The organism is Arthrobacter sp. TE12232 (assembly GCF_054062615.1).
The window spans coordinates 1,310,152-1,333,750 of record NZ_JBSSFK010000001.1 but is presented as its reverse complement, the minus strand read 5'-3'; the positions used below and the strand labels follow the sequence as shown (position 1 = coordinate 1,333,750).

General features: G+C 67.1%; 22 protein-coding genes. 19 read left to right on the top strand and 3 right to left on the bottom strand.

Annotated elements, in window-relative coordinates; translation table 11 throughout:
* Position 1: 1 nt before the first annotated feature.
* The 3 genes from sdhA to sdhC all read right to left on the bottom strand — a co-directional run bounded on the left by sdhA (position 2) and on the right by sdhC (position 2,839).
* The gene (gene sdhA, locus ACVWZ7_RS05860) at positions 2-1,801 is read right to left on the bottom strand and encodes a succinate dehydrogenase flavoprotein subunit (RefSeq protein ID WP_344364279.1); all 1,800 of its coding nucleotides are present in this window, start codon (positions 1,799-1,801) and stop codon (positions 2-4) included.
* A gap of 189 nt (positions 1,802-1,990) precedes the next feature.
* The gene (locus ACVWZ7_RS05855) at positions 1,991-2,455 is read right to left on the bottom strand and encodes a succinate dehydrogenase hydrophobic membrane anchor subunit (protein WP_456507256.1); all 465 of its coding nucleotides are present in this window, start codon (positions 2,453-2,455) and stop codon (positions 1,991-1,993) included.
* A 3-nt stretch (positions 2,456-2,458) separates the two neighbouring features.
* Positions 2,459-2,839 carry a succinate dehydrogenase, cytochrome b556 subunit gene (sdhC, locus tag ACVWZ7_RS05850; RefSeq protein WP_091250876.1) on the bottom strand — a complete coding sequence of 127 codons (381 nt, stop codon included), beginning with the start codon at positions 2,837-2,839 and terminating at the stop codon, positions 2,459-2,461.
* A 291-nt stretch (positions 2,840-3,130) separates the two neighbouring features.
* Here sdhC and ACVWZ7_RS05845 point away from each other — a divergent pair, with 291 nt between their 5' ends.
* The 19 genes from ACVWZ7_RS05845 (at position 3,131) to ACVWZ7_RS05755 (ending at position 23,538) form a co-directional block, all read left to right on the top strand.
* Positions 3,131-4,264, top strand: a complete 1,134-nt coding sequence (locus tag ACVWZ7_RS05845) for a mannose-1-phosphate guanylyltransferase (protein WP_116765976.1) — start codon at positions 3,131-3,133, stop codon at positions 4,262-4,264.
* Between the two features lie 95 nt (positions 4,265-4,359).
* Positions 4,360-5,559 carry an amidohydrolase gene (locus ACVWZ7_RS05840; protein ID WP_116765977.1) on the top strand — a complete coding sequence of 400 codons (1,200 nt, stop codon included), beginning with the start codon at positions 4,360-4,362 and terminating at the stop codon, positions 5,557-5,559.
* Positions 5,560-5,812: 253 nt separating this feature from the next.
* Entirely contained in the window at positions 5,813-6,277 is a 465-nt protein-coding gene (locus ACVWZ7_RS05835; protein ID WP_456507255.1) for a MarR family winged helix-turn-helix transcriptional regulator, read from the top strand.
* A 150-nt stretch (positions 6,278-6,427) separates the two neighbouring features.
* On the top strand, positions 6,428-6,859 hold the full coding sequence (locus ACVWZ7_RS05830) for an organic hydroperoxide resistance protein (RefSeq protein WP_456507254.1): 432 nt from the start codon (positions 6,428-6,430) through the stop codon (positions 6,857-6,859).
* Complete coding sequence (locus ACVWZ7_RS05825) at positions 6,856-7,887, top strand: NADP-dependent oxidoreductase (protein ID WP_116765980.1); 1,032 nt, start codon at positions 6,856-6,858, stop codon at positions 7,885-7,887. Before ACVWZ7_RS05830 ends, ACVWZ7_RS05825 begins: the two co-directional genes overlap by 4 nt.
* A gap of 330 nt (positions 7,888-8,217) precedes the next feature.
* Positions 8,218-9,324: a BMP family lipoprotein gene (locus ACVWZ7_RS05820; RefSeq protein WP_425547158.1), complete on the top strand. Its 1,107-nt coding sequence runs from the start codon at positions 8,218-8,220 to the stop codon at positions 9,322-9,324.
* 166 nt (positions 9,325-9,490) lie between these two features.
* Positions 9,491-11,146: an ABC transporter ATP-binding protein gene (locus ACVWZ7_RS05815; RefSeq protein ID WP_456507253.1), complete on the top strand. Its 1,656-nt coding sequence runs from the start codon at positions 9,491-9,493 to the stop codon at positions 11,144-11,146.
* The gene (locus ACVWZ7_RS05810) at positions 11,139-12,539 is read left to right on the top strand and encodes an ABC transporter permease (RefSeq protein ID WP_456507252.1); all 1,401 of its coding nucleotides are present in this window, start codon (positions 11,139-11,141) and stop codon (positions 12,537-12,539) included. The genes ACVWZ7_RS05815 and ACVWZ7_RS05810 overlap by 8 nt, the downstream gene beginning before the upstream one ends.
* Positions 12,536-13,846 (top strand): ABC transporter permease, encoded by a 1,311-nt coding sequence (locus tag ACVWZ7_RS05805; protein WP_456507251.1) that lies wholly within the window; start codon positions 12,536-12,538, stop codon positions 13,844-13,846. Before ACVWZ7_RS05810 ends, ACVWZ7_RS05805 begins: the two co-directional genes overlap by 4 nt.
* A 2-nt stretch (positions 13,847-13,848) precedes the next feature.
* Positions 13,849-14,253, top strand: coding sequence for a cytidine deaminase (locus ACVWZ7_RS05800; protein WP_091250852.1), 405 nt, complete (start codon positions 13,849-13,851; stop codon positions 14,251-14,253).
* Entirely contained in the window at positions 14,250-15,581 is a 1,332-nt protein-coding gene (locus tag ACVWZ7_RS05795; RefSeq protein WP_456507250.1) for a thymidine phosphorylase, read from the top strand. The genes ACVWZ7_RS05800 and ACVWZ7_RS05795 overlap by 4 nt, the downstream gene beginning before the upstream one ends.
* 154 nt (positions 15,582-15,735) lie before the next feature.
* Positions 15,736-16,371: a DedA family protein gene (locus tag ACVWZ7_RS05790; protein WP_344364246.1), complete on the top strand. Its 636-nt coding sequence runs from the start codon at positions 15,736-15,738 to the stop codon at positions 16,369-16,371.
* Positions 16,372-16,654: 283 nt separating this feature from the next.
* Positions 16,655-17,416: a DedA family protein gene (locus tag ACVWZ7_RS05785; protein ID WP_456507249.1), complete on the top strand. Its 762-nt coding sequence runs from the start codon at positions 16,655-16,657 to the stop codon at positions 17,414-17,416.
* A 32-nt stretch (positions 17,417-17,448) separates the two neighbouring features.
* Positions 17,449-18,618: an adenosine deaminase gene (locus ACVWZ7_RS05780; RefSeq protein WP_116765986.1), complete on the top strand. Its 1,170-nt coding sequence runs from the start codon at positions 17,449-17,451 to the stop codon at positions 18,616-18,618.
* Between the two features lie 76 nt (positions 18,619-18,694).
* A complete protein-coding gene (locus ACVWZ7_RS05775) occupies positions 18,695-19,288 on the top strand; it encodes a MazG nucleotide pyrophosphohydrolase domain-containing protein (protein WP_456509069.1) in 594 nt (197 codons plus the stop codon).
* A 203-nt stretch (positions 19,289-19,491) separates the two neighbouring features.
* Complete coding sequence (eno, locus tag ACVWZ7_RS05770; RefSeq protein WP_091250844.1) at positions 19,492-20,772, top strand: phosphopyruvate hydratase; 1,281 nt, start codon at positions 19,492-19,494, stop codon at positions 20,770-20,772.
* Between the two features lie 86 nt (positions 20,773-20,858).
* Entirely contained in the window at positions 20,859-21,680 is an 822-nt protein-coding gene (locus ACVWZ7_RS05765) for an FtsB family cell division protein (protein WP_456507248.1), read from the top strand.
* Positions 21,681-21,889: 209 nt separating this feature from the next.
* Positions 21,890-22,558, top strand: coding sequence for a DUF501 domain-containing protein (locus ACVWZ7_RS05760; protein ID WP_456509068.1), 669 nt, complete (start codon positions 21,890-21,892; stop codon positions 22,556-22,558).
* Positions 22,555-23,538: a Ppx/GppA phosphatase family protein gene (locus tag ACVWZ7_RS05755; protein WP_456507247.1), complete on the top strand. Its 984-nt coding sequence runs from the start codon at positions 22,555-22,557 to the stop codon at positions 23,536-23,538. The genes ACVWZ7_RS05760 and ACVWZ7_RS05755 overlap by 4 nt, the downstream gene beginning before the upstream one ends.
* Positions 23,539-23,599: the final 61 nt, after the last annotated feature.

Genomic DNA, 23,599 nt, shown 5'->3' with positions numbered 1-23,599 from the left:
CTTAGTACTTCCTCACCATCGGCTCGTAGCGCGTAAAGACCACCGGTTTGGTGGCAAGCCGGATGCCGGCAATAGCCTCGGCAGAACCATCCGCCGGAGCATGCTCATCCTTGTACGCCATGGAGTGCTTCATGAATTTTTCGTCGTCGCGCTCGGGGAAGTCCTCACGGAAGTGTCCGCCGCGGGACTCCTCGCGGTGCAGGGCCGCCACGGTCATGACTTTGGCAAGCTCCAGCAGGAAGCCCAGTTCCACGGCCTCGAGCAGGTCCAGGTTGAAGCGCTTGCCCTTGTCCTGGACGCTGATGCGCTGGTACCGCTCCTCGAAGGACGCGATGTCCTTCAGGACCTGGTTCAGGGTATCGGCGGTGCGGAACACCTGCATGTTGGCATCCATGGTGTCCTGCAGTTCCTTGCGGATCGCAGCGACCTTCTCGGTGCCGTTTGAGGTGCGGACGTGGTCCAGCAGGTTCAGCGTGTACGCCTCCGGATCGGCCGGGAGCTCCACGAAGTCCGCGGTCTTGGCGTATTCGGCGGCGGCGATGCCGGCGCGCTTGCCGAACACGTTGATGTCCAGCAGCGAGTTGGTGCCCAGGCGGTTGGAGCCGTGGACGGAGACGCAGGCGACCTCGCCGGCGGCGTAGAGGCCCGGAACCACGGTGTCGTTGTCCTGGAGGACCTCGGCGCTGATGTTCGTGGGGATGCCGCCCATGGCGTAGTGCGCCGTCGGGAACACCGGGACCGGCTCCGTGTACGGCTCCACACCCAGGTAGGTGCGGGCGAACTCGGTGATGTCCGGCAGCTTGGCGTCGATGTGCGCGGGCTCAAGGTGCGTCAGGTCCAACAGGACGTAGTCCTTGTTCGGGCCGCAGCCGCGTCCCTCGCGGACTTCGTTGGCCATGGAACGGGCCACGATGTCGCGCGGGGCGAGGTCCTTGATGGTGGGCGCGTAACGCTCCATGAAACGTTCGCCCTCGGAGTTGCGCAGGATGGCGCCTTCGCCGCGGGCGGCCTCGGAGAGCAGGATGCCCAGCCCGGCAAGGCCTGTCGGGTGGAACTGGAAGAACTCCATGTCCTCCAGCGGGATGCCCCGGCGGAACGCGATGCCCATGCCGTCACCGGTGAGGGTGTGGGCGTTGGACGTGGTCTTGAAGACCTTGCCGGCGCCGCCGGAGGCGAACACCACGGACTTGGCCTGGAAGACGTGCAGTTCGCCGGAGGCGAGGTCGTAGGACACGACGCCGGCAACGCGCTTCTGCTTGTACGGGGTGCCGTCCTCGCGGACCGCGTCTTCCTCGACGGTCAGCAGGTCCAGCACGTAGTACTCGTTGTAGAACTCAACGTTGTGCTTGACGCAGTTTTGGTACAGGGTCTGCAGGATCATGTGTCCGGTGCGGTCCGCGGCGTAGCACGCGCGGCGGACCGGTGCCTTGCCGTGGTCGCGGGTGTGGCCGCCGAAACGGCGCTGGTCAATGCGGCCCTCGGGCGTGCGGTTGAACGGCAGGCCCATCTTCTCCAGGTCCAGGACGGCGTCGATCGCTTCCTTCGCCATGACCTCGGCGGCGTCCTGGTCAACCAGGTAGTCGCCGCCCTTGATGGTGTCGAAGGTGTGCCACTCCCAGTTGTCTTCCTCGACGTTGGCCAGGGCCGCACACATGCCGCCCTGCGCCGCGCCGGTGTGGGACCGCGTGGGGTAGAGCTTGGTCAATACTGCTGTTCGGGCGCGCTGACCTGATTCGATCGCCGCGCGCATCCCGGCGCCACCGGCACCGACGATCACGACGTCGTACTTATGGACCTGCATACCAGACGCTCTTTCTCTCAAAATTCGCTATAACCTACCGGCAGGTTCGCGCCTGTCCGGTGAAGTCTCGTGCAATCTGCGCCTGCGCTCGGCAGGCAAGATCAGTTGCCGTGACGGACCGTCCCTGCCCGCGGGGGCAGCGATCCGCGGCGGCTCCGCTGTTATGGCTGAGCCGTGGCGGCTGCGCCCCTAAGGTGCGGGGCAGAATCCGCCGGGAAGCTGGACGCCATGGACCACGGGGCACGGGTCGAACGTGAAGATGACCAGGGTGCCCAGGATGATGATGACGGTGGTGGCCGCGTAGAGCACGATCTTCAGCCAGAGACGCGTGGCGTCCCTCTCGGCGTAGTCATTGATGATCGTGCGGACACCGTTGGTGCCGTGCAGCATGGCGAGCCACAGCATGGCCAAGTCCCAGAACTGCCAGAACGGGTCGGCCCACTTGCCGGCCACAAAGCCGAAGTCGATCGCGTGGATGCCCTCGCCGACCAGCAGGTTGACGGTCAGGTGACCGAAGATCAGCACCACCAGCACGACGCCGGAGAGCCGCATGAAAAGCCACGCGAGCATCTCGAAGTTGCCCTTGGACCCACCGCCGCGGCGGTACTTGGGCTGGATCTTTCCGCTGCGCGGACTCTGAATGGTTGCAGTCATGGCTTAGTGACCTCCAAGGGCGAGGGACAGGTGGCGGATCGCGAAGCCGGCCATGACAACAACCCAGAGGCCCAGGACCGTCCAGAGCATCTGACGCTGGTACTTGGCACCCTTCTTCCAGAAGTCGACGGCGATAATCCGCAGGCCGTTGAAGGCGTGGAACACGATCGCTGCGACAAGGCCCGTTTCACCCAGGGCCATGAGGGGGTTCTTGTAGGCGCCAATCACGGCGGTGTAGGCCTCGGGGGACACACGCACCAATGAGGTGTCCAGCACGTGGACCAACAAGAAGAAGAAAATCACTACACCGGTAATGCGGTGTCCAACCCAGGACCACATGCCTTCACGGCCGCGGTACAAGGTGCCAGCTGGTTTTGTCGGCACTGAATAAACCTCCCTGCAACACAGCGGCGCTGGCATGGGATCCACGCGGGGGGAACGCCTGCTGCGAGAGCACTCGTAAGCTCAAGCCTAAATCTAGGCTTCGCTCACAGCTTATTCAATTTAGGGACAGGTTGTTGACAAGCCCCGGCGCGGTTTTTCGTCTCTTTTGAGACGAACGCCACATTCGGCTGCGGCTGCGGCCGTGACCGCGGCCCCGACTGCGGGGGCCGCGGGGGCGGGATTCCTTCCCGTTCGGGGGTGATGTGGCCGCCGTCGGCTAAAGTAGCGGTGATGACTACAGACAAAGTGACAAGCCAGGATTCACCGCTGGACCGTTTTATTGCGGTCATTCCGGCGGGCGGGGTGGGGACCCGTCTTTGGCCCCTGTCACGGGCAGCGGCCCCCAAGTTCCTCCATGACCTGACCGGTTCGGGCAGCACTTTGCTGCGCGCGACCTACGACCGCCTCCAGCCCGTCGCCGGCAAGCACGTGCTGGTGGTGACCGGTGCCGCCCACCGGGCCGCCGTCTGCCGCCAGCTGCCTGAGGTCCTGGAAGCCGACCTCGTCCTGGAAAGCGAGCCCAAGGACTCCGGCGCGGCCATCGGCCTCGCCGCGGCCATCCTCCATGAGCGGGATCCGGACACCATCATGGGCTCGTTCGCCGCGGACCAGGTCATCAGCCCAGACGCGCTCTTCCAGGATGCCGTCCGCGAGGCCGTCTACACCGCGGCTGCGGGGAAGATCGTCACCATCGGCATCAAGCCCACCCACCCGTCCACCGGATTCGGCTACATCCGCTCCGGCGCGAACCTCAACATCCCCGACGCCCCCAGCGCGCAGTCCGTGGTGGAGTTCGTAGAGAAGCCCAGCGAGGAAGTGGCCCAGCAGTACGTTGACAGCGGCGAATACGTCTGGAACGCCGGAATGTTCGTTGCGCCGGTCTCGCTGATGCTCAAGCACCTCGAAGCCAACCAGCCCGAGCTCTTCGCCGGACTGCAGGAAATCGCCAAGGCCTGGGACACCCCGGAGCGCGACGCCGTCACTGCCCGGGTCTGGCCCACCCTGCCCAAGATCGCCATTGACTATGCGGTCGCCGAACCGGCCGCGGCCGCGGGCGACGTCGCCGTGGTGCCCGGAACGTTCCGCTGGGACGACGTCGGGGACTTTGCCTCCGTGGGCCGGCTCAACAGCGCCAAGGAAGTCGACGAAGTCACGGTGCTGGGTGAAGGCGCACGCGTTTTCACCGAGAACGCCAGCGGTGTGGTGGTCTCCGATACCAAGCGGGTGATCGCCCTCATCGGCATCAAGGACGTCGTGATCGTGGACACCCCGGACGCTCTGCTGGTCACCACGAAGGAACACTCGCAGCGGGTCAAGCAGGCAGTGGACGCCATCAAGGCCAAGGGCGACACCGACGTCCTGTAGGCGTGCGGGCGGCTTTTCGGCCATCCCGCGTTCAGCAAACCGTAACGCGCCGTACGCGATGCCGCTATTCGTTGTCGGCTGGATAGAGTTGTTCCGTGCGCAACTACTCTACTGAAGCTGAGCCCACGACTCTCGTGGGGCCGTGGCTGGAGCCCCTCCTGCCGGAGCTGATCGCTTTCCGCCGCGACCTCCATGCGCACCCCGAGCTGTCGTTCAAGGAATTCCGCACCACCGACAAGCTCGCGAAGCGGCTCGAGGAAGCCGGCCTCAAGCCCCGGCGCCTTGAGGGAACCGGCCTGACGGTCGACGTCGGACAGGGGCCCATCGCCACGGCGCTGCGCGGTGACATTGACGCCCTGCCGATCATCGAGGAAACGGGCCTTGAGTTCGCGTCGAAGAACCACGGTGTGACCCACGCCTGCGGCCACGACGTCCACACCACCACCATGCTCGGCATCGCCCTGGTCCTGCAGCGCATGCATGAGCAGTCCCCGCTGCGCGGCACCGTCCGGATCATCTTCCAGCCTGCCGAGGAGACGATGCCCGGCGGCGCCACCTCGTGCATCGAACAGGGTGTACTCGAGGGCGTGCCGCGCATTCTTGCGCTGCACTGCGATCCCCGGATCGAGGTCGGCAAGATCGGCACCCGGATCGGGGCCATCACCTCCGCTTCGGACACCATCAAGATTGAACTCTCCGGCCGCGGCGGGCACACCTCGCGCCCGCACCTGACCGAGGAACTGGTCTTCGCCCTCGCGCAGATCGCGGTCAACGTTCCCGCCGTCCTGTCCCGCCGCGTCGATGTCCGCAGCGGCGTATCGGTGGTCTGGGGACAGATCTCGGCAGGCTCGGCCCCGAACGCCATCCCGGGCAGCGGCTACATGGCCGGCACCATGCGGTGCCTGGACCGTGACGCCTGGCACGATGCCGGTGAGCTGCTCGACGAGGTCGTCCGGCAGATCGCCGAGCCGTACGGCGTCGACGTCCACCTTGAGCACACCCGCGGCGTGCCGCCGGTGGTCAACTCCGAGCACGAGACCGCGCTGATCGAGGCCGCCGCCCGCGCCGAAATCGGCGAGGGCGCCGTCGTCCTGACCCCGCAGTCCATGGGCGGGGAGGACTTTGCCTGGTTCCTGGCCGAGACCCCCGGCGCCATGATGCGCCTCGGCACCAAGACCCCCGGCGGGGAAGAGTACGACCTCCACCGCGGCGACTACATTCTCGATGAGCGGGCCCTCGGCCTCGGCATCCAGGTGCTCACGGCGGCGGCCCTGCGCACCATCCGCGACCTCTAACCCGGCCCCGCTCGGTCCGGACCTCCGCGGTGCCCGCCGTGCGGGGGTTTCCCCACCTCTGGCGGCACGACGCCGGGACGCGCCTGACGTTCGGGCCGACACGGCGTCGGCGCCCGGCGAACATGGGGAAATTCGGCGACGCCGGTATTGGCATCGATGTCCCATCGCTGATCGGCGGCACGGTTGGAGTCTCCACAATTCAGTTGTGCACAATTGAATTGTGCGCAACTGAATTGTGGAGTAGGCTAAAGCTATGACCACGCCAGAAGGGGCCCGCCCGCACGGGCCCGAAGCGCTCCGCCTGAATCGGCAGGTGTGCTTTGCCATGTACTCGGCCTCCCGCGCCGCCACGGCCGCCTACCGGCCCATGCTGGAGGAGCTCGGCCTGACCTACCCGCAGTACCTCGCCATGCTGGTGCTGTGGGAAGCGGAGCCGCGCAGCGTCCGTGAACTGGGGGAGGAGCTCGGGCTCGACTCCGGGACACTCTCGCCGCTGCTCAAGCGGCTCGAAGCCCTCGGCCTCGTCCGGCGCCGCCGGTCCACCGAAGACGAGCGCCGCGTGGAGATCTTCCTGACCGACGCCGGAGCTGCGCTAAGCGCCAAAGCCAGTGGCATCCCGCAACGGCTCGCCGACGCCGCCGGCCTCACGCCGACCGAACTCGACCAGCTGCGCGAAACCCTGGGCCGGCTGGCCAGTGCACTCCAGGCCTCCCACTGAGCTCACCCCGGCAGACGCGTCCGACGTCGAAATCGCCGGTGGCGTGCCGTCTCGCCGGAAGTCCACGGCGACTCCGCTAGCTTCCGGCGAGTTCCCCGCTGGAGCCCTTTTGTCTCAACCACTTTGTCCCGCCGACAGAACGGAAACCCCATGAAAACCCTTTACACAGCCGAGGCCCTGGCCTCCGGCGAAGGCCGCGACGGCACCGCCGTCACCAAGGACGGCAAACTCAACGTGGCCCTGGCCAGCCCGGTCGAACTCGGCGGCAGCGGCGAGGGCACCAATCCCGAGCAGCTCTTCGCCGCCGGTTACGCGGCCTGCTTCCACTCGGCGCTGCGCCTCGTCGGCCGCCAGCAGAAAGCAGACCTGACCGATTCCGCCGTCGCCGCGAGGATCCACCTCGGCACCCTCGACGGCGGCGCCGGCTACGGCATCGCCGCCGAACTCGAGATCGCCCTGCCCGCCGTGGACCGGGAAACCGCTGAGGCCCTCGTGGCCAAGGCCCACGAGGTCTGCCCCTACTCCAACGCCACCCGCGGCAACATCACTGTCGACATCAAAATCCTGGAGGTAGCCGCATGAGCACCCACACCGAAACTCCCACCCTTCCCGTCACCACCCGCGAGATCCAGCTGGCGTCCCGTCCGCACGGCCGTCCCGTCCCGGCGAACTTCCGCCTCGCCGAATCGCCGCTGCCCGAACTGCAGGACGGCCAGGTCCTGGTCCGCAACCTCTACATCTCGGTGGACCCGTACATGCGCGGCCGCATGAACGACGTCAAGTCCTACTCCGCGCCGTTCGCCCTGGATGCCGCCCTCGACGGCGGCGCAGTCGGTGAAATCATCGCGTCCCGGGCCGAAGGGCGCGCCGTCGGCGATACCGTCGTGCACAGCCTCGGCTGGCGCGAATACGCCGTCCTCGACGCCGCGGCCACCACCCCGGCGCGCACGGACCTGGCCCCCGCCTCCGCGTTCCTCGGCGCCCTCGGCATGACCGGCCTGACGGCCTACGCGGGTCTGCTGAAGGTCGCCGAATTCAAACCCGGCGAGGTCGTGTTCGTCTCGGGCGCCGCAGGTGCGGTCGGCTCCCTCGTCGGGCAGATCGCCAAGGCCATGGGTGCGTCCCGCGTGATCGGCAGCGCCGGCTCGCCGGAAAAGGTGGCACGGCTCCTGGAACTCGGCTTCGACGCCGCGTTCAACTACCACGACGGCCCTGTGGCCGAGCAGCTCGCCGCCGCCGCGGGGGAGCGCGGGATTGACGTCTACTTCGACAACGTCGGCGGCGAGCACCTTGAAGCGGCGCTGTCCGCGCTCACCGTCGGCGGCCGGGTGGCCATGTGCGGCGCCATTTCGCAGTACAACTCCACCGAGCCGACTCCGGCGCCGCGGAACCTCATGCAGGCGATCGGCAAGCAGCTGACGCTCAAGGGCTTCCTCGTCAGCGGCTACTGGCAGCACATGGCCGAGTTTGTCGAAGCCATGTCCGGCTGGCTGGCCGACGGAACCGTCCGCTACGACGAGACGGTGGTGGACGGCCTGGAGAACGCACCGCAGGCGTTCATGGACCTGCTGGACGGCGCCAACACCGGCAAGATGCTCGTTCGGCTGTAGTCCGGCGTCGGCGCGCCACCAAACAGGCAGCCGCCGCTGTACTCCGTCGCCTCCGGCACCGGTCCCCGCGGGGACCGGTGCCGGAGGCGTCTGCGCGCAGGGGCCGGTAGGAAGATTCGGGCTACTACTAGGTAACAAGTTCTCAACAATCTGGGTAATTGCTGTGAAGTCTGCTACGTGCACGTGTCGCAGGACACTAAAGTAACTTCATCAGTGCGCCTCGGCGCAGTGCTGCGAATCCATCAGTGACAAACAGAGTTCAGCGGAACACCGCGGACAGACACTCATTGAGCTCCGTCGTAGCGCCTACTCTTTCTTCCTGGAGGAAAATTGAAGAACTCCCTGCGTGCCACCCTCAAGCGCGGATCAATGGCCGGGGTCGCCACCGCGGGCGCGGCTGCACTCCTGTTGACCGGCTGCGGAGCTGCCCCGGAGGCCAGCACCGCCACCCAGACTGCCAGCAACTACAAGGGCTGCATCGTGTCCGACTCGGGTGGATTCGACGACCAGTCGTTCAACCAGTCTTCCTACGAGGGCCTGAAGAAGACCGAGAAGGATCTCGGCATCCAGACGAACCAGGCCGAGTCCAAGACCAACAACGACTTTGAGCCGAACCTGCGCGCCATGGTCGCCGCCGGCTGCAACCTGACCATCACGGTCGGCTTCCTCCTCGGTGACGCCACGAAGGCCCAGGCCACCGCGAACCCGGACAAGCACTTCGCCATCATCGACTTCGGCTACGACACCCCGATCACCAACGTCAAGCCGATCATCTACGACACCGCCCAGGCCGCGTTCCTGGCCGGCTACCTCGCGGCAGGCACCACCAAGACGGGAACGGTCGCCACGTTCGGCGGCATCAAGATCCCCACGGTCACCATCTTCATGGACGGCTTCGCCGACGGCGTGAAGTACTACAACGACCAGAAGGGCAAGGACGTCAAGCTCCTGGGCTGGGACAAGGCCAAGCAGGACGGCTCCTTCACCGGTGACTTCGAAAAGCAGGACAAGGGCAAGCAGTTCACCCAGAACTTCCTGGACCAGGGCGCCGACATCGTCATGCCCGTCGCCGGTCCGGTCGGCAAGGGTGCAGGTGCGGCCCTGAAGGAAGCCAAGGCAGCAGGCAAGGACGTCAAGCTCATCTGGGTTGACTCCGACGGCTTCCTCACGGCACCGGATTACAAGGACATCATGCTCTCCTCCGTCATGAAGCTGATGGGCGAGGCCGTCGAGACGGTCGTCAAGCAGGACAAGGACGGCCAGTTCACCAACGCGCCGTACGTCGGCACCCTCGCGAACGACGGCGTCCAGCTGGCTCCGTTCCACGACATGGACTCCCAGGTTCCGGCGGACGTGAAGTCCGAGCTGGACCAGATCAAGAAGGACATCGCCTCCGGCAAGCTGAAGGTTGAATCCGCAGCAAGCCCGAAGTCTTAACTTCTTCCGCTGAGCGCCACGGCCCGTCCGGTCACCACCGCACGGGCTGTGGCGCTTTTCGTTTCGCGGCCCGCTGCGCCTGCGACCGCAGGCACTAAGCTGGTGCTGCGGCCCCCACTTCGCGTCCGGACCAAGCCTTCCGGACACTTCGAGATTGGTCAGAGTTTTGAAACTTGAACTCAAGGGGATTACCAAACGCTTCGGCTCCCTGGTAGCCAACGATCACATTGATGTGGTTGTTGAACCCGGGCAGATTCACTGTCTGCTCGGCGAGAACGGCGCTGGCAAGTCCACGCTGATGAATGTCCTTTACGGACTGTACGAGCCCACAGAGGGCGAAATCCTGATCGACGACAAACCGGTCACCTTCCGCGGCCCCGGCGACGCCATGGCTGCCGGCATCGGCATGGTTCACCAGCACTTCATGCTGGTCCCCGTCTTTACCGTCGCGGAAAACGTCGCCCTGGGAGCAGAAACCACCAAGACCGGCGGATTCCTGGACCTTGACGACACCCGCCGGAAGATCCGGGAGATCTCGGACCGGTACGGCTTCGACGTCGACCCCGATGCACTGATTGAAGACCTGCCCGTGGGCGTGCAGCAGCGGGTGGAGATCATCAAGGCACTGGTCCGGGACGCCAAGGTGCTCATCCTCGATGAGCCCACGGCCGTCCTGACCCCGCAGGACACCGACGAGCTGTTGGACATCATGCGCCAGCTCAAGAGCCACGGCACGTCCATCGTCTTCATTTCGCACAAGCTCCGTGAGGTCAAAGCCGTTTCGGACACCATCACCGTGATCCGGCGCGGCAAAGTAGTAGGCACGGCCGATCCCGACGCTTCCACCACCGAGCTGGCGTCCATGATGGTCGGCCGCGCCGTCAGCCTCACCCTGGACAAGGCTCCCGCCAAGCCGCAGGAGACCACCTTTGAGGTCAAAGACCTCACCGTGATCGCCCCCAGCGGCCAGCATGTCGTGGACGGCATCAGCTTCGGGATCGCCCGCGGCGAGATCCTCGCCATCGCGGGCGTCCAGGGCAACGGCCAGACTGAGCTGACCGAAGCCGTCCTCGGCCTCCACAGCAGGGTCCACGGCTCGATCGTGCTCGACGGCGAAGAACTCGTGGGCCGCAGCGTCAAAGAGGTCCTGAACGCCGGGGTCGGGTTCGTCCCGGAGGACCGCTCCCTCGACGGGCTGATCGGCACGTTCTCCATCGCCGAAAACCTGATCCTCGACCGGTACGACCAGGCACCGTTCGCCAAGGGCATCAGCATGAGCCCGGCCAAGGTCCTGGAGAACGCCAAGACCCGGATCGAAGAATTCGACGTCCGCACCCCGTCCGGCTCGCTCGCCGCAGGCACCCTGTCCGGCGGCAACCAGCAGAAGGTTGTCATGGCGCGGGAACTCTCCCGGCCGCTGCGGCTCTTCATCGCCTCACAGCCCACCCGAGGCGTGGACGTGGGATCCATCGAGTTCCTGCACAAACGCATCGTCGCGGAGCGGGACAACGGCACGCCCGTCATGATCGTCTCCACCGAACTGGACGAAGTGATTGAACTCGCCGACCGGATCGCCGTGCTGTACAAGGGCAAGCTGGTCGGGATCGTCCCGGCCGGCACCGGGCGCGACGTCCTGGGCCTGATGATGGCCGGGGTATCCGCGGAAGAGGCCCTGACCGACGCCGCAGGCAAACACCCGGCGCCTGCACCGGCGCCGGAATCTGCCGAAAACCCAGCCGACACCCCAGCAGCGTACCCGGCGCCCGCCGCCCCGTCCGTGCAGGAGCCCAGCTCCGGCGCCGTAGGAGACCACCATGACTGAGAACACCGAGCCGCGGCACGCGGCCGCGACGGACCCGGACCCGATTCCGGCTGACCAGGCCACGGCGCCGGAACTCGAGCCGCTTGAGGACGACGAGGCCTTTGTCACCGCGCTGGACACCGCCGGCGGCGCCATGCAGCCATCGGCGGTTCCGGTTTCGACCCAGAGCGGCCACCTGGGCGCTCCGGAGGAATCCGAGTCGGTGATGCGGAAGATCTTCACCGGCAACGGCATGGTGACCATCCTGGCGGTGCTGCTCGCACTGATCCTCGGCGGCCTGCTCATCGCCCTGACAGACAAGGTGGTCGGCACCACGGCCGGCTACCTCTTCGCACGTCCCAGTGACTTCCTCACCGCCGTCTGGTCCGCCGCCACGAGCTCCTACGTCGCCCTGTTCCAGGGCGCGGTGTTCAACCCGCACGGGACCGGGGTGGCCGGACAGTTCGCCCCGCTCATGGAGACCCTGACGATCGCCACCCCGCTGATCACCGCGGGCCTCGGCGTCGCTCTGGCCTTCCGCGCGGGTCTGTTCAACATCGGCGCCCAGGGCCAGATCATCATGGCCGGCATCCTCGCCTCGTGGGTGGGCTTCGCTCTGCACCTGCCCGTGGGGCTGCACCTGCTGCTCGTCCTCGTGGCCGGCGTCGTCGGGGGCGCCGTCTGGGGCGGCATTGTGGGCGTGCTCAAGGCCCGCACAGGTGCCCACGAGGTCATCGTGACCATCATGTTCAACTACATCGCCCTGTATCTCCTGCGCTACCTGCTCGACACGGACCTGTTCCAGCGTCCGGGAGAGTCCACCCCGATTTCCCCCATCCTGGACCCCAGCGCCGTATACCCGCTGCTCTTCGGCAGCCAGTACCGGCTGCACGTGGGCTTCCTGCTGGCCATCGCGGCCACGGTGTTCGTCTGGTGGCTGCTGAACCGCTCCACGATCGGTTTCGAGTTCCGTGCCGTCGGGGCCAACCCCAAGGCAGCCCTGACTGCCGGCATCAACGTCCCCCGGGCCACGATCCTGGTGATGACCATCGCCGGCGGCCTGGCCGGCCTGGCCGGCGTCGCACAGGTCGCCGGCACCGAAAAGGTCCTCACCGACGGTGTCGCGGCAACGTATGGCTTTGACGCGATCACCGTGGCCCTGCTCGGACGTTCCTCACCCTGGGGCACCTTTGCCGCAGGCCTCCTGTTCGGGGCCTTCCGTGCCGGCGCCGTGCAGATGCAGATCCAGACCGGAACCCCGATCGACATCGTGCTCGTGGTCCAATCGCTCATTGTGCTGTTCATCGCGGCGCCGCCCCTGGTCCGGGCGATCTTCGGACTCAACCCGCGCAAGAAGAAGACAGCAACCGCCGGCGCATCCAAGCAGGCAGCAACCACCGGAGGTGCCGCATGAGCACAACAGCAACCTCGCCCGTAAAACCGCAGCCGGACGAAAGCCACACACCGGCGCATTCCGCCAAGCCCGTGACCTGGAAACTGCCGGTCACGCCCGCCGTGCTCGCCGTCGTCGCCTTCATCTTCTTTGGCCTGCTGGGCCCGCAAGGGACCGCCAAGTTCGGGGTATCCTCCGGCGGGGACTTCTTCCAACTGCCCGCGATCGAAGTACCCGCGTTCCTGTCCGGGATGGTGCTCTCCGTGATCCTGCTGGGCCTCACCGGCTACGCCCTGGTCCTGAAGGCGAACCGGAACCAGCGGCCCCCGCGCTGGCTGCCGGTCGTCTTCACAGTGGTGTTCGTGGTCGCCTTCCTGATCTGGGTGGTGGGCGGCGCCCGGACCCCCAGCATCTCGCTGGCAGGCCTCATCGCCGGGTCTGTGACGCTCGCCGTGCCGATCGTCTTCGGTTCCCTGTCCGGCGTGCTGTGCGAACGCGCCGGCGTCGTGAACATCGCCATCGAAGGGCAGCTGCTGGGCGGCGCCTTCACGGCCGCGCTCGTGGCCAGCCTGACCCACAACCCCTACGCGGGCCTCCTGGCGGCGGCCGTGGCAGGCGCCCTCGTCTCAATGGTCCTGGCCCTATTCAGCATCAAGTACGTGGTCAACCAGATCATTGTCGGCGTCGTGCTCAACGTCCTGGTCTCCGGACTCACAGGCTTCCTGTTCAGCACCGTGATGCAGTCCGATCCGGAGAAGTACAATTCGCCCGGCCGGCTGCCCATCATCGATATCCCGGTCCTGTCCAGCATCCCCGTCATCGGGCCCATCCTGTTCAAGCAGTCCGTGGTGGGCTATCTGATGTACGTGGCCGTCATCGTGATCTGGATCGCGCTATTCAAGACCAAGTGGGGCCTGCGCGTCCGTGCCGTGGGCGAACACCCGCAGGCGGCCGACACCCTGGGCATCAAGGTCAACGCGACCCGCTTCTGGAACGTCACCCTTGGCGGCGCCGTGGCCGGAATCGGCGGATCGTTCTTCACCCTCGTGGCGATCGACAGCTTCACCAAGGAAATCTCCGGAGGCCGCGGCTTCATCGCCCTCGCCGCCATGATCCTGGGCCGCTGGAATCCGATCGGGGCGTTCTTCGCCGCGCTGCTGTTCGGCTTCGCCGACAACCTGCAGAGCATCGTGACGATCATCGGCACCCCCGTGCCGAGCCAGTTCATGGCCATGCTGCCGTACCTCGTGACCGTGTTTGCCGTGGCCGGACTCGTCGGCCGCTCCCGGCCGCCGGCCGCCGACGGCATCCCGTACGTCAAGGGCTGACCGTGGAGACTACCGAGGTTGACTGGGCCGCGCTCGAAGCCGCGGCAGTGTCCGCCATGCAGAACGCCTATGCGCCGTATTCGAAGTTCCCGGTGGGGGCCGCAGCCCTCACCGGGGACGGGCGGATCGTCAGCGGTTGCAACGTCGAAAACGCCAGCTACGGGCTGACACTGTGCGCCGAGTGCGCCCTGGTGGGCAACCTGCAGATGACCGGCGGGGGACTTCTCCGCGCCTTCTACTGCGTCGACGCCGGCGGCAACGTCCTTATGCCTTGCGGGCGCTGCCGCCAGCTGCTCTACGAATTCCGGGCTCCCGACATGGAGCTCATGACCACGCAGGGAATCAAGACCATGGACCAGGTCCTTCCCGATGCCTTTGGCCCCCAACACCTGGAGGAACCCCGGTGACCCAATCGACACAGACCACCAGCACCACTGAAGCGTTCGACGCCGTCGACATCATCCGCATCAAGCGGGACAAGGGCGTGCTCAGCCCGGCCCAGATCGACTGGACGATCGACGCGTACACGCGTGGCGCCATCGCCGACGAACAGATGGCCGCCCTGAACATGGCGATCCTGCTCAACGGCATGGACCGGGCCGAGATCTCCCGCTGGACCGCGGCCATGATCGCCTCCGGCGAGCGGATGGACTTCTCCAGCCTGCGGCGGCCCGACGGCGGCGTGAAGGTGACGAGCGACAAGCACTCCACCGGCGGCGTGGGAGACAAGATCACCCTGCCGCTGGCGCCCTTGGTGGCGGTTTTCGGCGTGGCCGTGCCGCAGCTCTCGGGCCGCGGCCTGGGCCACACCGGCGGCACCCTGGACAAGCTCGAAGCGATCCCGGGCTGGCGCGCGGACCTGAGCAATGAGGAAATGCTGGCCCAGCTCCAGGACGTCGGCGCGGTCATTTGCGCCGCCGGCGCGGGGCTGGCCCCGGCGGACAAGAAGCTCTACGCGCTCCGCGATGTCACCGGGACCGTGGAGGCCATCCCGCTGATTGCGTCCTCGATCATGAGCAAGAAGATCGCCGAAGGTACCGGATCGCTGGTGCTCGACGTCAAGGTGGGCAGCGGGGCCTTCATGAAGGACGAGGCCCGTGCCCGCGAACTCGCCGAGACCATGGTGGCCCTGGGCAAGGACGCCGGCGTCAACACCGTTGCCCTGCTGACCAACATGAACACGCCCCTGGGCCTCACCGCGGGCAACGCGATTGAGGTCGAGGAATCCGTGGAGGTCCTGGCCGGCGGGGGCCCGGAAGACGTCGTCGAACTCACCGTCCGGCTCGCGGAGGAGATGCTGGCGTGCGCCGGCGTCCGCGACGCGGATCCGCGCGCGGCCCTGCGGGACGGCCGGGCCATGGACGTCTGGAACCGGATGATCGAGGCGCAGGGCGGCGACCCGCGCGCCAAGCTTCCGGTGGCCCGGGAATCCGAGGTCATCTACGCCCCGGCCGACGGCGTCCTGGTGGAGCTTGACGCGATGGCCGTCGGCGTCGCGGCCTGGCGTCTCGGCGCCGGACGGGCCCGCAAGGAGGACACGGTCCAGGCCGGAGCCGGGGTGCGGATGCACGCCAAGCCGGGCGCCACGGTCCGGGCCGGAGAACCGCTCATGACCGTTCTGACGGACACCCCGGAGAAGTTCGAGCGGGCCAAGGAGGCGCTCCAACACGCCGCCGTGATCGCAACGGAGGGCTCCCGGCCCGCCCAGAAGCTCATTATCGACCGCATCGCTTAACCCCCGCCGCCCACCCTCCGTTGCCCTATCACTTATGGTCCCCAAACCCCGGGTTTAGCCGCCATAAGGGATAGGGCAAGTGGCGGCGGGGACCGCCGGCGGTACACTGACTCCACATCAGGATCTTTCAGGCCCCGCCGTGCGTTAGGAAGCTGTGCAGGCAATCAACGACTTCATCCTCGCCGCCGCAGGGCAGCCCTGGGTTCTCGTCCTTGTTTTTGCCTGCTGCGTGATCGACGGATTCTTCCCGCCGATCCCGAGCGAATCGGTGGTGGTGGGCCTGGCCGCCGTCGCCGCCACCGCGAATGTTCCCAACCCGGTCCTCCTGATCCTCACCGCCGCCGCCGGGGCCTGGGTTGGCGACAACCTCGCTTACCTGATCGGCCGCAGAACCGGGACACGGCGGTGGGCCTGGCAGCGTGGTGCGAGGACGCAGGCGGCCTTTGCCTGGGCCGGACGGGAACTGCGGAAACGGCCCGCGTCGCTGATCCTCGTGGCACGCTTCGTCCCGATCGGGCGTGTGGCCGTCAACCTGACCGCCGGGGCCACGCACTACCCGAGGCCCAGATTCATGATCTTGACCGTGCTGTCGGCAGTCCTGTGGGCCGGCTATTCGGTCGGAATCGGATTGTTCGTCGGCCCGTGGTTTGAGAAAAACCACGTACTGGGTGCGGCCATCGCGATCGTCTGCGCGATCGTCCTGGGTGTCGCCGTGGACTTCACCATCAGCAGGCTGCGCGGCCGCACTCCGGAGGAGTCCACGCCGTCCATTCCGCCGGTTGAATCCTAAGTGAACCGGACAGGCTGCCCCCGTTGTTCCTACCCCCACAACAACGTGAACTGCAGACGCGACCCGTCCCGGACGCCGGATCATCGCCCGCACCAGCGGCCCCGTCCGCGTCCTAGTCACCGGACGCCCGACCGTAGCGGACCGTGCCCCGCCCGTGGGACACTTAGGAGCGATTTGCATCACGTTTGTTTGCTGCAGTTCGTTGCAGGTTCCACCCACACGCCCATCGCATGTTCGTCACGGCTTAGTTGTCCGTTCCTCATCATCAAGGAGCACCGCCCGCATGGAGTTCATTAACCAGGCCGTGCTCCATGCTGCCGGCCAGTGGTGGATCTACCCGCTGCTGCTGGTTTTCTTTTTCGTGGACGGCTTCGCGATGGTGGTCCCCAGTGAGACCCTCATCGTTGCTCTCGCGGCGTATTCCCTGCACAGCGGCCAGCCCAACCTCTGGCTCCTCGCCCTCACGGCGTTGGTCGGAGCCATGGCCGGCGACAACATGGCCTACATGCTCGGGCGGAAGATCGGTCTTGAGCGGTTCCGCTGGATGCGCAAGCCGAAAGTCCAGAAGGTCTTCGCCTGGGCACACTACGAGCTCGAGAAACGCGGCGCCGTCCTGATCTTCACGGCCCGGTACATCCCCTGGGGCCGTGTAGCCGTCAACTACGTGTCGGGCACGACGTCGTTTCCGCACCGCAGATTTTTCTTCCTGGACGCCATCGCGTGCGTCACGTGGGTCGGCTACTCGATCGGCATCGGCGTGTTGGCCAGTTCCTTCCCGTGGCTGCACCACAACCCGCTGCTCAGCGCGGGGATTGCGGTGGTGTTCGCGATAGTGCTCGGCGTCCTCATTGACCACCTGCTGCGCTGGTGGCACAAGCGCCTTGGACGCAACGACACCCGGTCCGCTCCGGCCGGCGCCACGTCCGGCGGCACGTCCGTTCCGGGGACCGCGCCCCAGGACCCTGCTGCCCAGGAGTCCGCTCCCCAAGGGCACGGCACGATGCTGGCCGGCCCGGCCACTGAGGCCGGAGCTTCCAGAAAGTAGCATCCCGCGCCCTGCGACCCTATGGTTGGAACGTGACTGAGACTAATCCTGACGCTGCCCCTGACCTCGACTTCGACCTGACGGTCCTTCCCAAGGTTTCCCTTCACGACCACTTGGACGGCGGGCTCCGCCCGGCCACCATCATTGAGCTTGCCGAGGCCGTGGGCCACACGCTGCCCTCGACCGATCCCGTCGCACTGGGGGAGTGGTTCCGCGAGTCCGCCGATTCCGGCTCGCTGGTCCGTTACCTGGAAACGTTTGACCACACCATCGCCGTGATGCAGACCAAGGAAGGCCTGTTCCGCGTCGCGAAGGAATTCGTCGAAGACCTGGCCGACGACGGCGTCGTGTACGGCGAAGTTCGCTGGGCCCCCGAGCAGCACCTGCAGAAGGGCCTGAGCCTGGACGAAGTGGTGGAGGCCGTCCAGGCCGGGCTGGAAGCAGGCGTGGACGCCGTCGCCGAGACAGGCCGCGATATCCAGGTGGGCCAGCTCATCACCGCCATGCGCCACGCCGACCGCGGCCAGGAGATTGCCGAACTGGCGGTCCGGCACCGGAACAAGGGCGCGGTGGGCTTTGACATCGCCGGCGCCGAGGACGGCTTCCTGCCCTCCCGCTTCAAGGACGCCTTCACCTACCTGGCCGAGCACAACTTCCCGGCCACTGTCCACGCCGGCGAGGCGGCCGGCCTGGAGAGCATCCAGTCGGCCCTGGTGGACGGCCGGGCGCTTCGCCTGGGCCACGGTGTCCGGATCGCCGAGGATGTCACGATCGAATTCGAAGAGGACAGCGAGGCCTGGGAGGACGCCGACGGGTTCGGCGTCGAGGTCAGCGACACCATCGGCATGGTGACCCTGGGCGAGCTGGCCAGCTGGGTGCGCGACCGCGGCATCGCGCTGGAGATCTGCCCGTCGTCGAACCTGCAGACCGGTGCCATTGCCGGCTTCGGTGAGGGGATCGAAAGCCACCCGCTGGACATGCTCTACCAGCTGGGCTTCAACGTCACCATCAACACGGACAACCGGCTCATGAGCGGCGTGACCCTCACGGACGAGTTCGAGCTCCTGGTCGAGACCTTCGACTACGACCTCGACGACCTCCTGGAGCTGACGCTGAATGCCGCCGAGGCCGCCTTCCTCCCGCTCGAGGAGAAGGAAGCACTGGTGGAATACATCAACGAGGCCTACGCCGACCTTGGCTAGCCGGGATAACGCGGTGGGCGCGCCGCTCGGTGACTTGGTGCGAACGATCGCCGAGCTGCGCGCCCATTGCCCCTGGATGGGTGCCCTCACCCACGAGTCTCTCGTCGAATACCTCCTCGAAGAGGCGTACGAGGTGGCCGAAACCATCGAGACGGAGGGCGGCGACGCCGACCTGAAATCCGAACTCGGGGACGTGCTGCTCCAGGTGGTCCTGCATGCCCGGCTCGCGGAGGAACGCGGCGCCTTCGACCTCGACGACGTCGCGCGCTCTCTTAACGCCAAGATGATCCGGCGGAACCCGCACGTCTTCCGCCCCGACGGCTCACTGCAGGATTCCTTCCCTGCAACGGTCGAGGAGATCGTCCTGACGTGGGATGCCGTCAAGAAAGCAGAGAAACCGGAAGGCGGCCACGGCTTCGACGGCGTTCCCGGCGCGCTTCCTGCCCTCGCGCGGGCCCAAAAGCTCCTGGACCGGGCCGAGCGCGCCGGCCTGCCGACGGCCGCCGGCGTGACCGGCGTAGACATCCCCGGCACCGAAGAGGAGCTCGGAGAGCTGCTGTTCGGGATCGTGGCGGCCGCCAGGGCCGGCGGGCTCGACGCCGAGCGCGCCCTCCGCGGAGCCCTCCGCCGCTTCCAGGACAGTCACGGCCCTGTGTCGCCGGCATCATAGCGCCGGCACGGTAGCGTAGGCCTCATAGTGCCGGGCAAGTGGCGCCGGCATCATGACGTCCGGGGATTGGATAGGTTTCCGTAACTTATCCCGCTCTCGACTAGGCTAGTAGCGACGACGACGTCGGCTTATCAGCTTGATGTACAGCCAGATTCCCAGCAGTCAGATTCCCTGCAGATCGCTTCACCCAAAGGAGCATATCCATGGCGCTTATCGATGCCATCCACGCCCGCGAGATCCTCGATTCCCGTGGCAACCCGACCGTAGAAGTTGAAGTCCTGCTCTCCGATGGCCAGATCGGCCGCGCAGCAGTTCCCTCCGGCGCCTCCACCGGCGAGCACGAGGCTGTTGAGCTCCGCGATGGCGACAAGGGCCGCTACCTCGGCAAGGGCGTCCAGAAGGCCGTCGACGCCGTCATCGACCAGATCGCCCCGGCCCTGATCGGCTTCGACGCGACCGACCAGCGCAGCATCGACCAGGCCATGATCGACCTCGACGGCACTGCCAACAAGTCCAAGCTCGGTGCCAACGCCATCCTGGGCGTGTCCCTCGCCGTCGCCAACGCTGCCGCGGCGTCCGCCGACCTGCCGCTGTACAAGTACCTGGGCGGCCCGAACGCCCACGTCCTGCCGGTGCCGCTGATGAACATCCTCAACGGCGGCTCGCACGCCGACTCCGATGTCGACATCCAGGAATTCATGATCGCGCCGATCGGCGCCGAGACCTTCTCCGAGGGTCTGCGCTGGGGCGTCGAGGTCTACCACAACCTCAAGTCCGTGCTGCAGGCCAAGGGCCTGTCCACCGGCCTGGGCGACGAGGGCGGCTTCGCCCCGAACCTGCCCTCCAACCGCGCTGCCCTGGACCTGATCCAGGAAGCCATCAAGAACGCCGGCTACACCCCGGGCAAGGACATCGCCCTGGCCCTGGACGTTGCCTCCTCGGAATTCTTCACCGACGGCGCCTACCAGTTCGAAGGCAAGGCCCTCACGGCCACCGAGATGAGCAACTACTACGCCGAACTCGTCGCCGACTACCCGCTGGTCTCGATCGAGGACCCCCTGGACGAGAACGACTGGGAAGGCTGGAAGACCCTCACCGACGCCATCGGCGACAAGGTCCAGCTCGTGGGCGACGACCTCTTTGTCACCAACCCGGTCCGCCTGCAGCAGGGCATCGACTCCGCCACGGCAAACTCGCTGCTGGTGAAGGTCAACCAGATCGGCTCCCTGACCGAGACCCTGGATGCCGTGTCCCTGGCCCAGCGTGCCGGTTACACCACCATCACCTCGCACCGCTCCGGCGAGACCGAGGACACCACGATCGCCGACATCGCGGTTGCCACCAATGCCGGCCAGATCAAGACGGGCGCACCGGCCCGTTCCGAGCGCGTCGCAAAGTACAACCAGCTGCTGCGCATCGAAGAAGAACTCGACGACGCCGCACGCTACGCCGGACGCAGCGCCTTCCCGCGTTTCAAGGGCTAGTTAGCCGCGAAAACCGGTAACCGGTGGCTATGGTTGAAAGACCATGGCCACCGGTTCTGTTTTTGGTCCGCTTTTGAAGGAGTGACATGGCTACCCGACGTCCCAATGTTCCCCGGGCTACGCCCGCGGCCCCCAAGGCTGCTGCCGCCAAGCCTGCGGCCACGGGCTTGGGTGCAACAGTCGACGGCGGCGACGTCATCCGGGCGGACTTCGGCGGCTCCCGCAGCAGCGCGGGCACAACGACGCCGGCCAAGTCCTCCGGCGCCGGGCCGGCATCTTCCCAGACGGCAGCACGTGCTGCAGGCAAGCGCGGCTCCGACGGCCGAACCCCCGAAAGCCCAGTCCCCGAGTCCCCCGACGTCCCGGCCACCGGCCAGAAGCGGCCGACGGCAACGCCAGGATCCCGGCCCTCGCCCGGGAAGGCGCCACGGAAGTCGCCAGGGAAGTCGCCCGGGAAGGCCGGCGGCAAAGCCGCGCGCCGGGCCGCCGCGCGGGACACCGACGATTCACTGGATCCGGTACCCGCCAAGGCGTTCTCGGGCCGGTTGCTTGCGCTCGGCGTGGTCATGATTGCCATCACCATCCTGCTCGCGCCCACGGTCAAGATCTTCCTCGACAAGCGCGCCGAGATCGCGGCGCTTCAGGCGGATATCGCGGCCAAGCAGTCAAAGCAGGAGGACCTCAAACGCCAGGTCTCACGGTGGCAGGATCCCAACTACGTGAAACAGCAGGCCCGCGATCGCATTAACATGGTTATGCCCGGAGAGACGGGCTACTGGGTCTTCGGCAGCGATCTTCCTGCCGCGCAGTCCAGTGGCACGGCGGGTGCAGCATCAGCACAAGACCCGGCCAACCTGCCCTGGGTGGACGCCCTCTGGGAGTCCATCAGGCGATCGGCAACAGACTAGAAGCGGCGCCCGCCGCCGAGGTTGTCCCGAGGACACCCGGAACAGGGCAGGAAGGTGCCACTCCCGTGGACGATAACCGAGTGGACCAGAACCGAGCGGACGAGAACCAGCCGCAGGCACCGCAGACCCCGGCGCCACTTCCCGCCTCAAGTGCACCGGCGGCCTCCCGCCAACCCTCACCGCACGACCTCGAGGTCCTCAGCCGCCAGCTGGGCCGGCCGGTGCGCGACGTCGTCGAGATCCCCGCCCGCTGCGTCTGCGGAAACCCGCTCGTGGCCGCCACTTCGCCGCGGCTGAGCAACGGCACGCCGTTCCCCACCACGTTCTACCTCACGCACCCGGTGATCACGTCCGCGGTGTCGCGGCTGGAGGCTGCCGGGCTGATGAACGAGATGAACGTCCGGCTCGCCGCCGACGTCGATCTCGCGGCGCGCTACCGCGCCGCCCACGAGGCGTACCTGGCCTCACGCGCAGAAATCGGCGCCCGGTCCGGCATTGGCGCCGTGCCCGAGATCGACGGCGTCTCCGCCGGCGGAATGCCGACGCGCGTCAAATGCCTGCATGTACTCGTGGGCCATTCGCTGGCCGCCGGAGCGGGCGTGAACCCGCTCGGTGACGAGGCGATCGCCGCCATCGCCGAGTGGTGGACCGCGGACCGCTGCTACTGCGACGGCGCCTGGGACACCGGGGGAGAGGTCCCGTCCCGGGACCTCAGCCGCCACGGACCGCAGGGCCTGCCGGAGATCGTTGGCCGGCCCGCCCCCGTGCGCAAGTCCCGCGGCGCGGAAGCCGCCGGTGCTGCAGAAGGCGCGGAAGCCGCCGGTGCTGCAGACGGCGCGGAAGCCGCCGGCACCGCGAGCACGGAGGAGACCAAATGACCCGGGTCGCGGCCGTGGACTGCGGCACCAACTCGATCCGCCTGCTGATCGCGGATATAAACGCAGACATAGACACGGGTACCGGCACGGACGCCGCGACCGGGCAGCCCGCCCCGCGGCTGACCGACGTCGTGCGGGAAATGCGCGTGGTCCGGCTGGGGCAGGGCGTGGACTCGACGGGCGAACTCGCCCCGGAAGCGCTGGAGCGAACGTTTGCCGCGACCCGGGACTATGCCGCCCTCATCCGCGAGCACGGGGTGGAAAAGGTGCGCTTCGTGGCCACCTCCGCCACCCGCGACGCCAGCAACCGGCAGGTCTTCGTCGACGGCATCCGCGCCATCCTCGGCGTCGAGCCCGAGGTGATCACCGGCGATGAGGAAGCCGCACTGTCCTTCGCCGGCGCCAGCAGCGTCCTGCCCTCCCGCGGCGACGACTCCGTGCTCGTGGTGGACCTCGGCGGCGGGAGCACGGAGTTCGTGCTCGGCAACGCCGGAGGCGTCATCGCCGCCCGCTCGGTCGACGTCGGCTGCGTCCGGATGACCGAACGGCACCTGCGCAGCGATCCGCCCACCCCGGAGCAGATCGCAGCGGCGGAGGCCGACGTCGACGCCGCCATCAGCGAGGCGGCACGCACCGTGCCGCTGGAACGCGCCACCGCCGTCGTCGGCGTGGCCGGATCCGTCACCACCATCACGGCGCATGCGCTGCGCCTGCCGGAGTATTCGCCGGCCGCAATCCACGGCACCGAACTGGACCTGGACGCGGTGCGGAAAGCCTGCACCGAACTGCTCGACATGACCCGGGAAGAGCGGGCCGCGCTGCCGTTCATGCACCCCGGGCGGGTGGACGTGATTGGCGCCGGCGGCCTCGTGTGGCGGCGGGTCCTGGAGCGCCTGGCCGACGTCACGGCCGGCCGCATCACCACGGCAGTGGCCAGCGAACACGATATTCTTGACGGAATTGCCCTCAGCATCAGCTGATGTCGCACCAGCAGTAGTGCACTAGCCGTTGTGTACCGACAGAGTGCTTGTGCCACTGGCG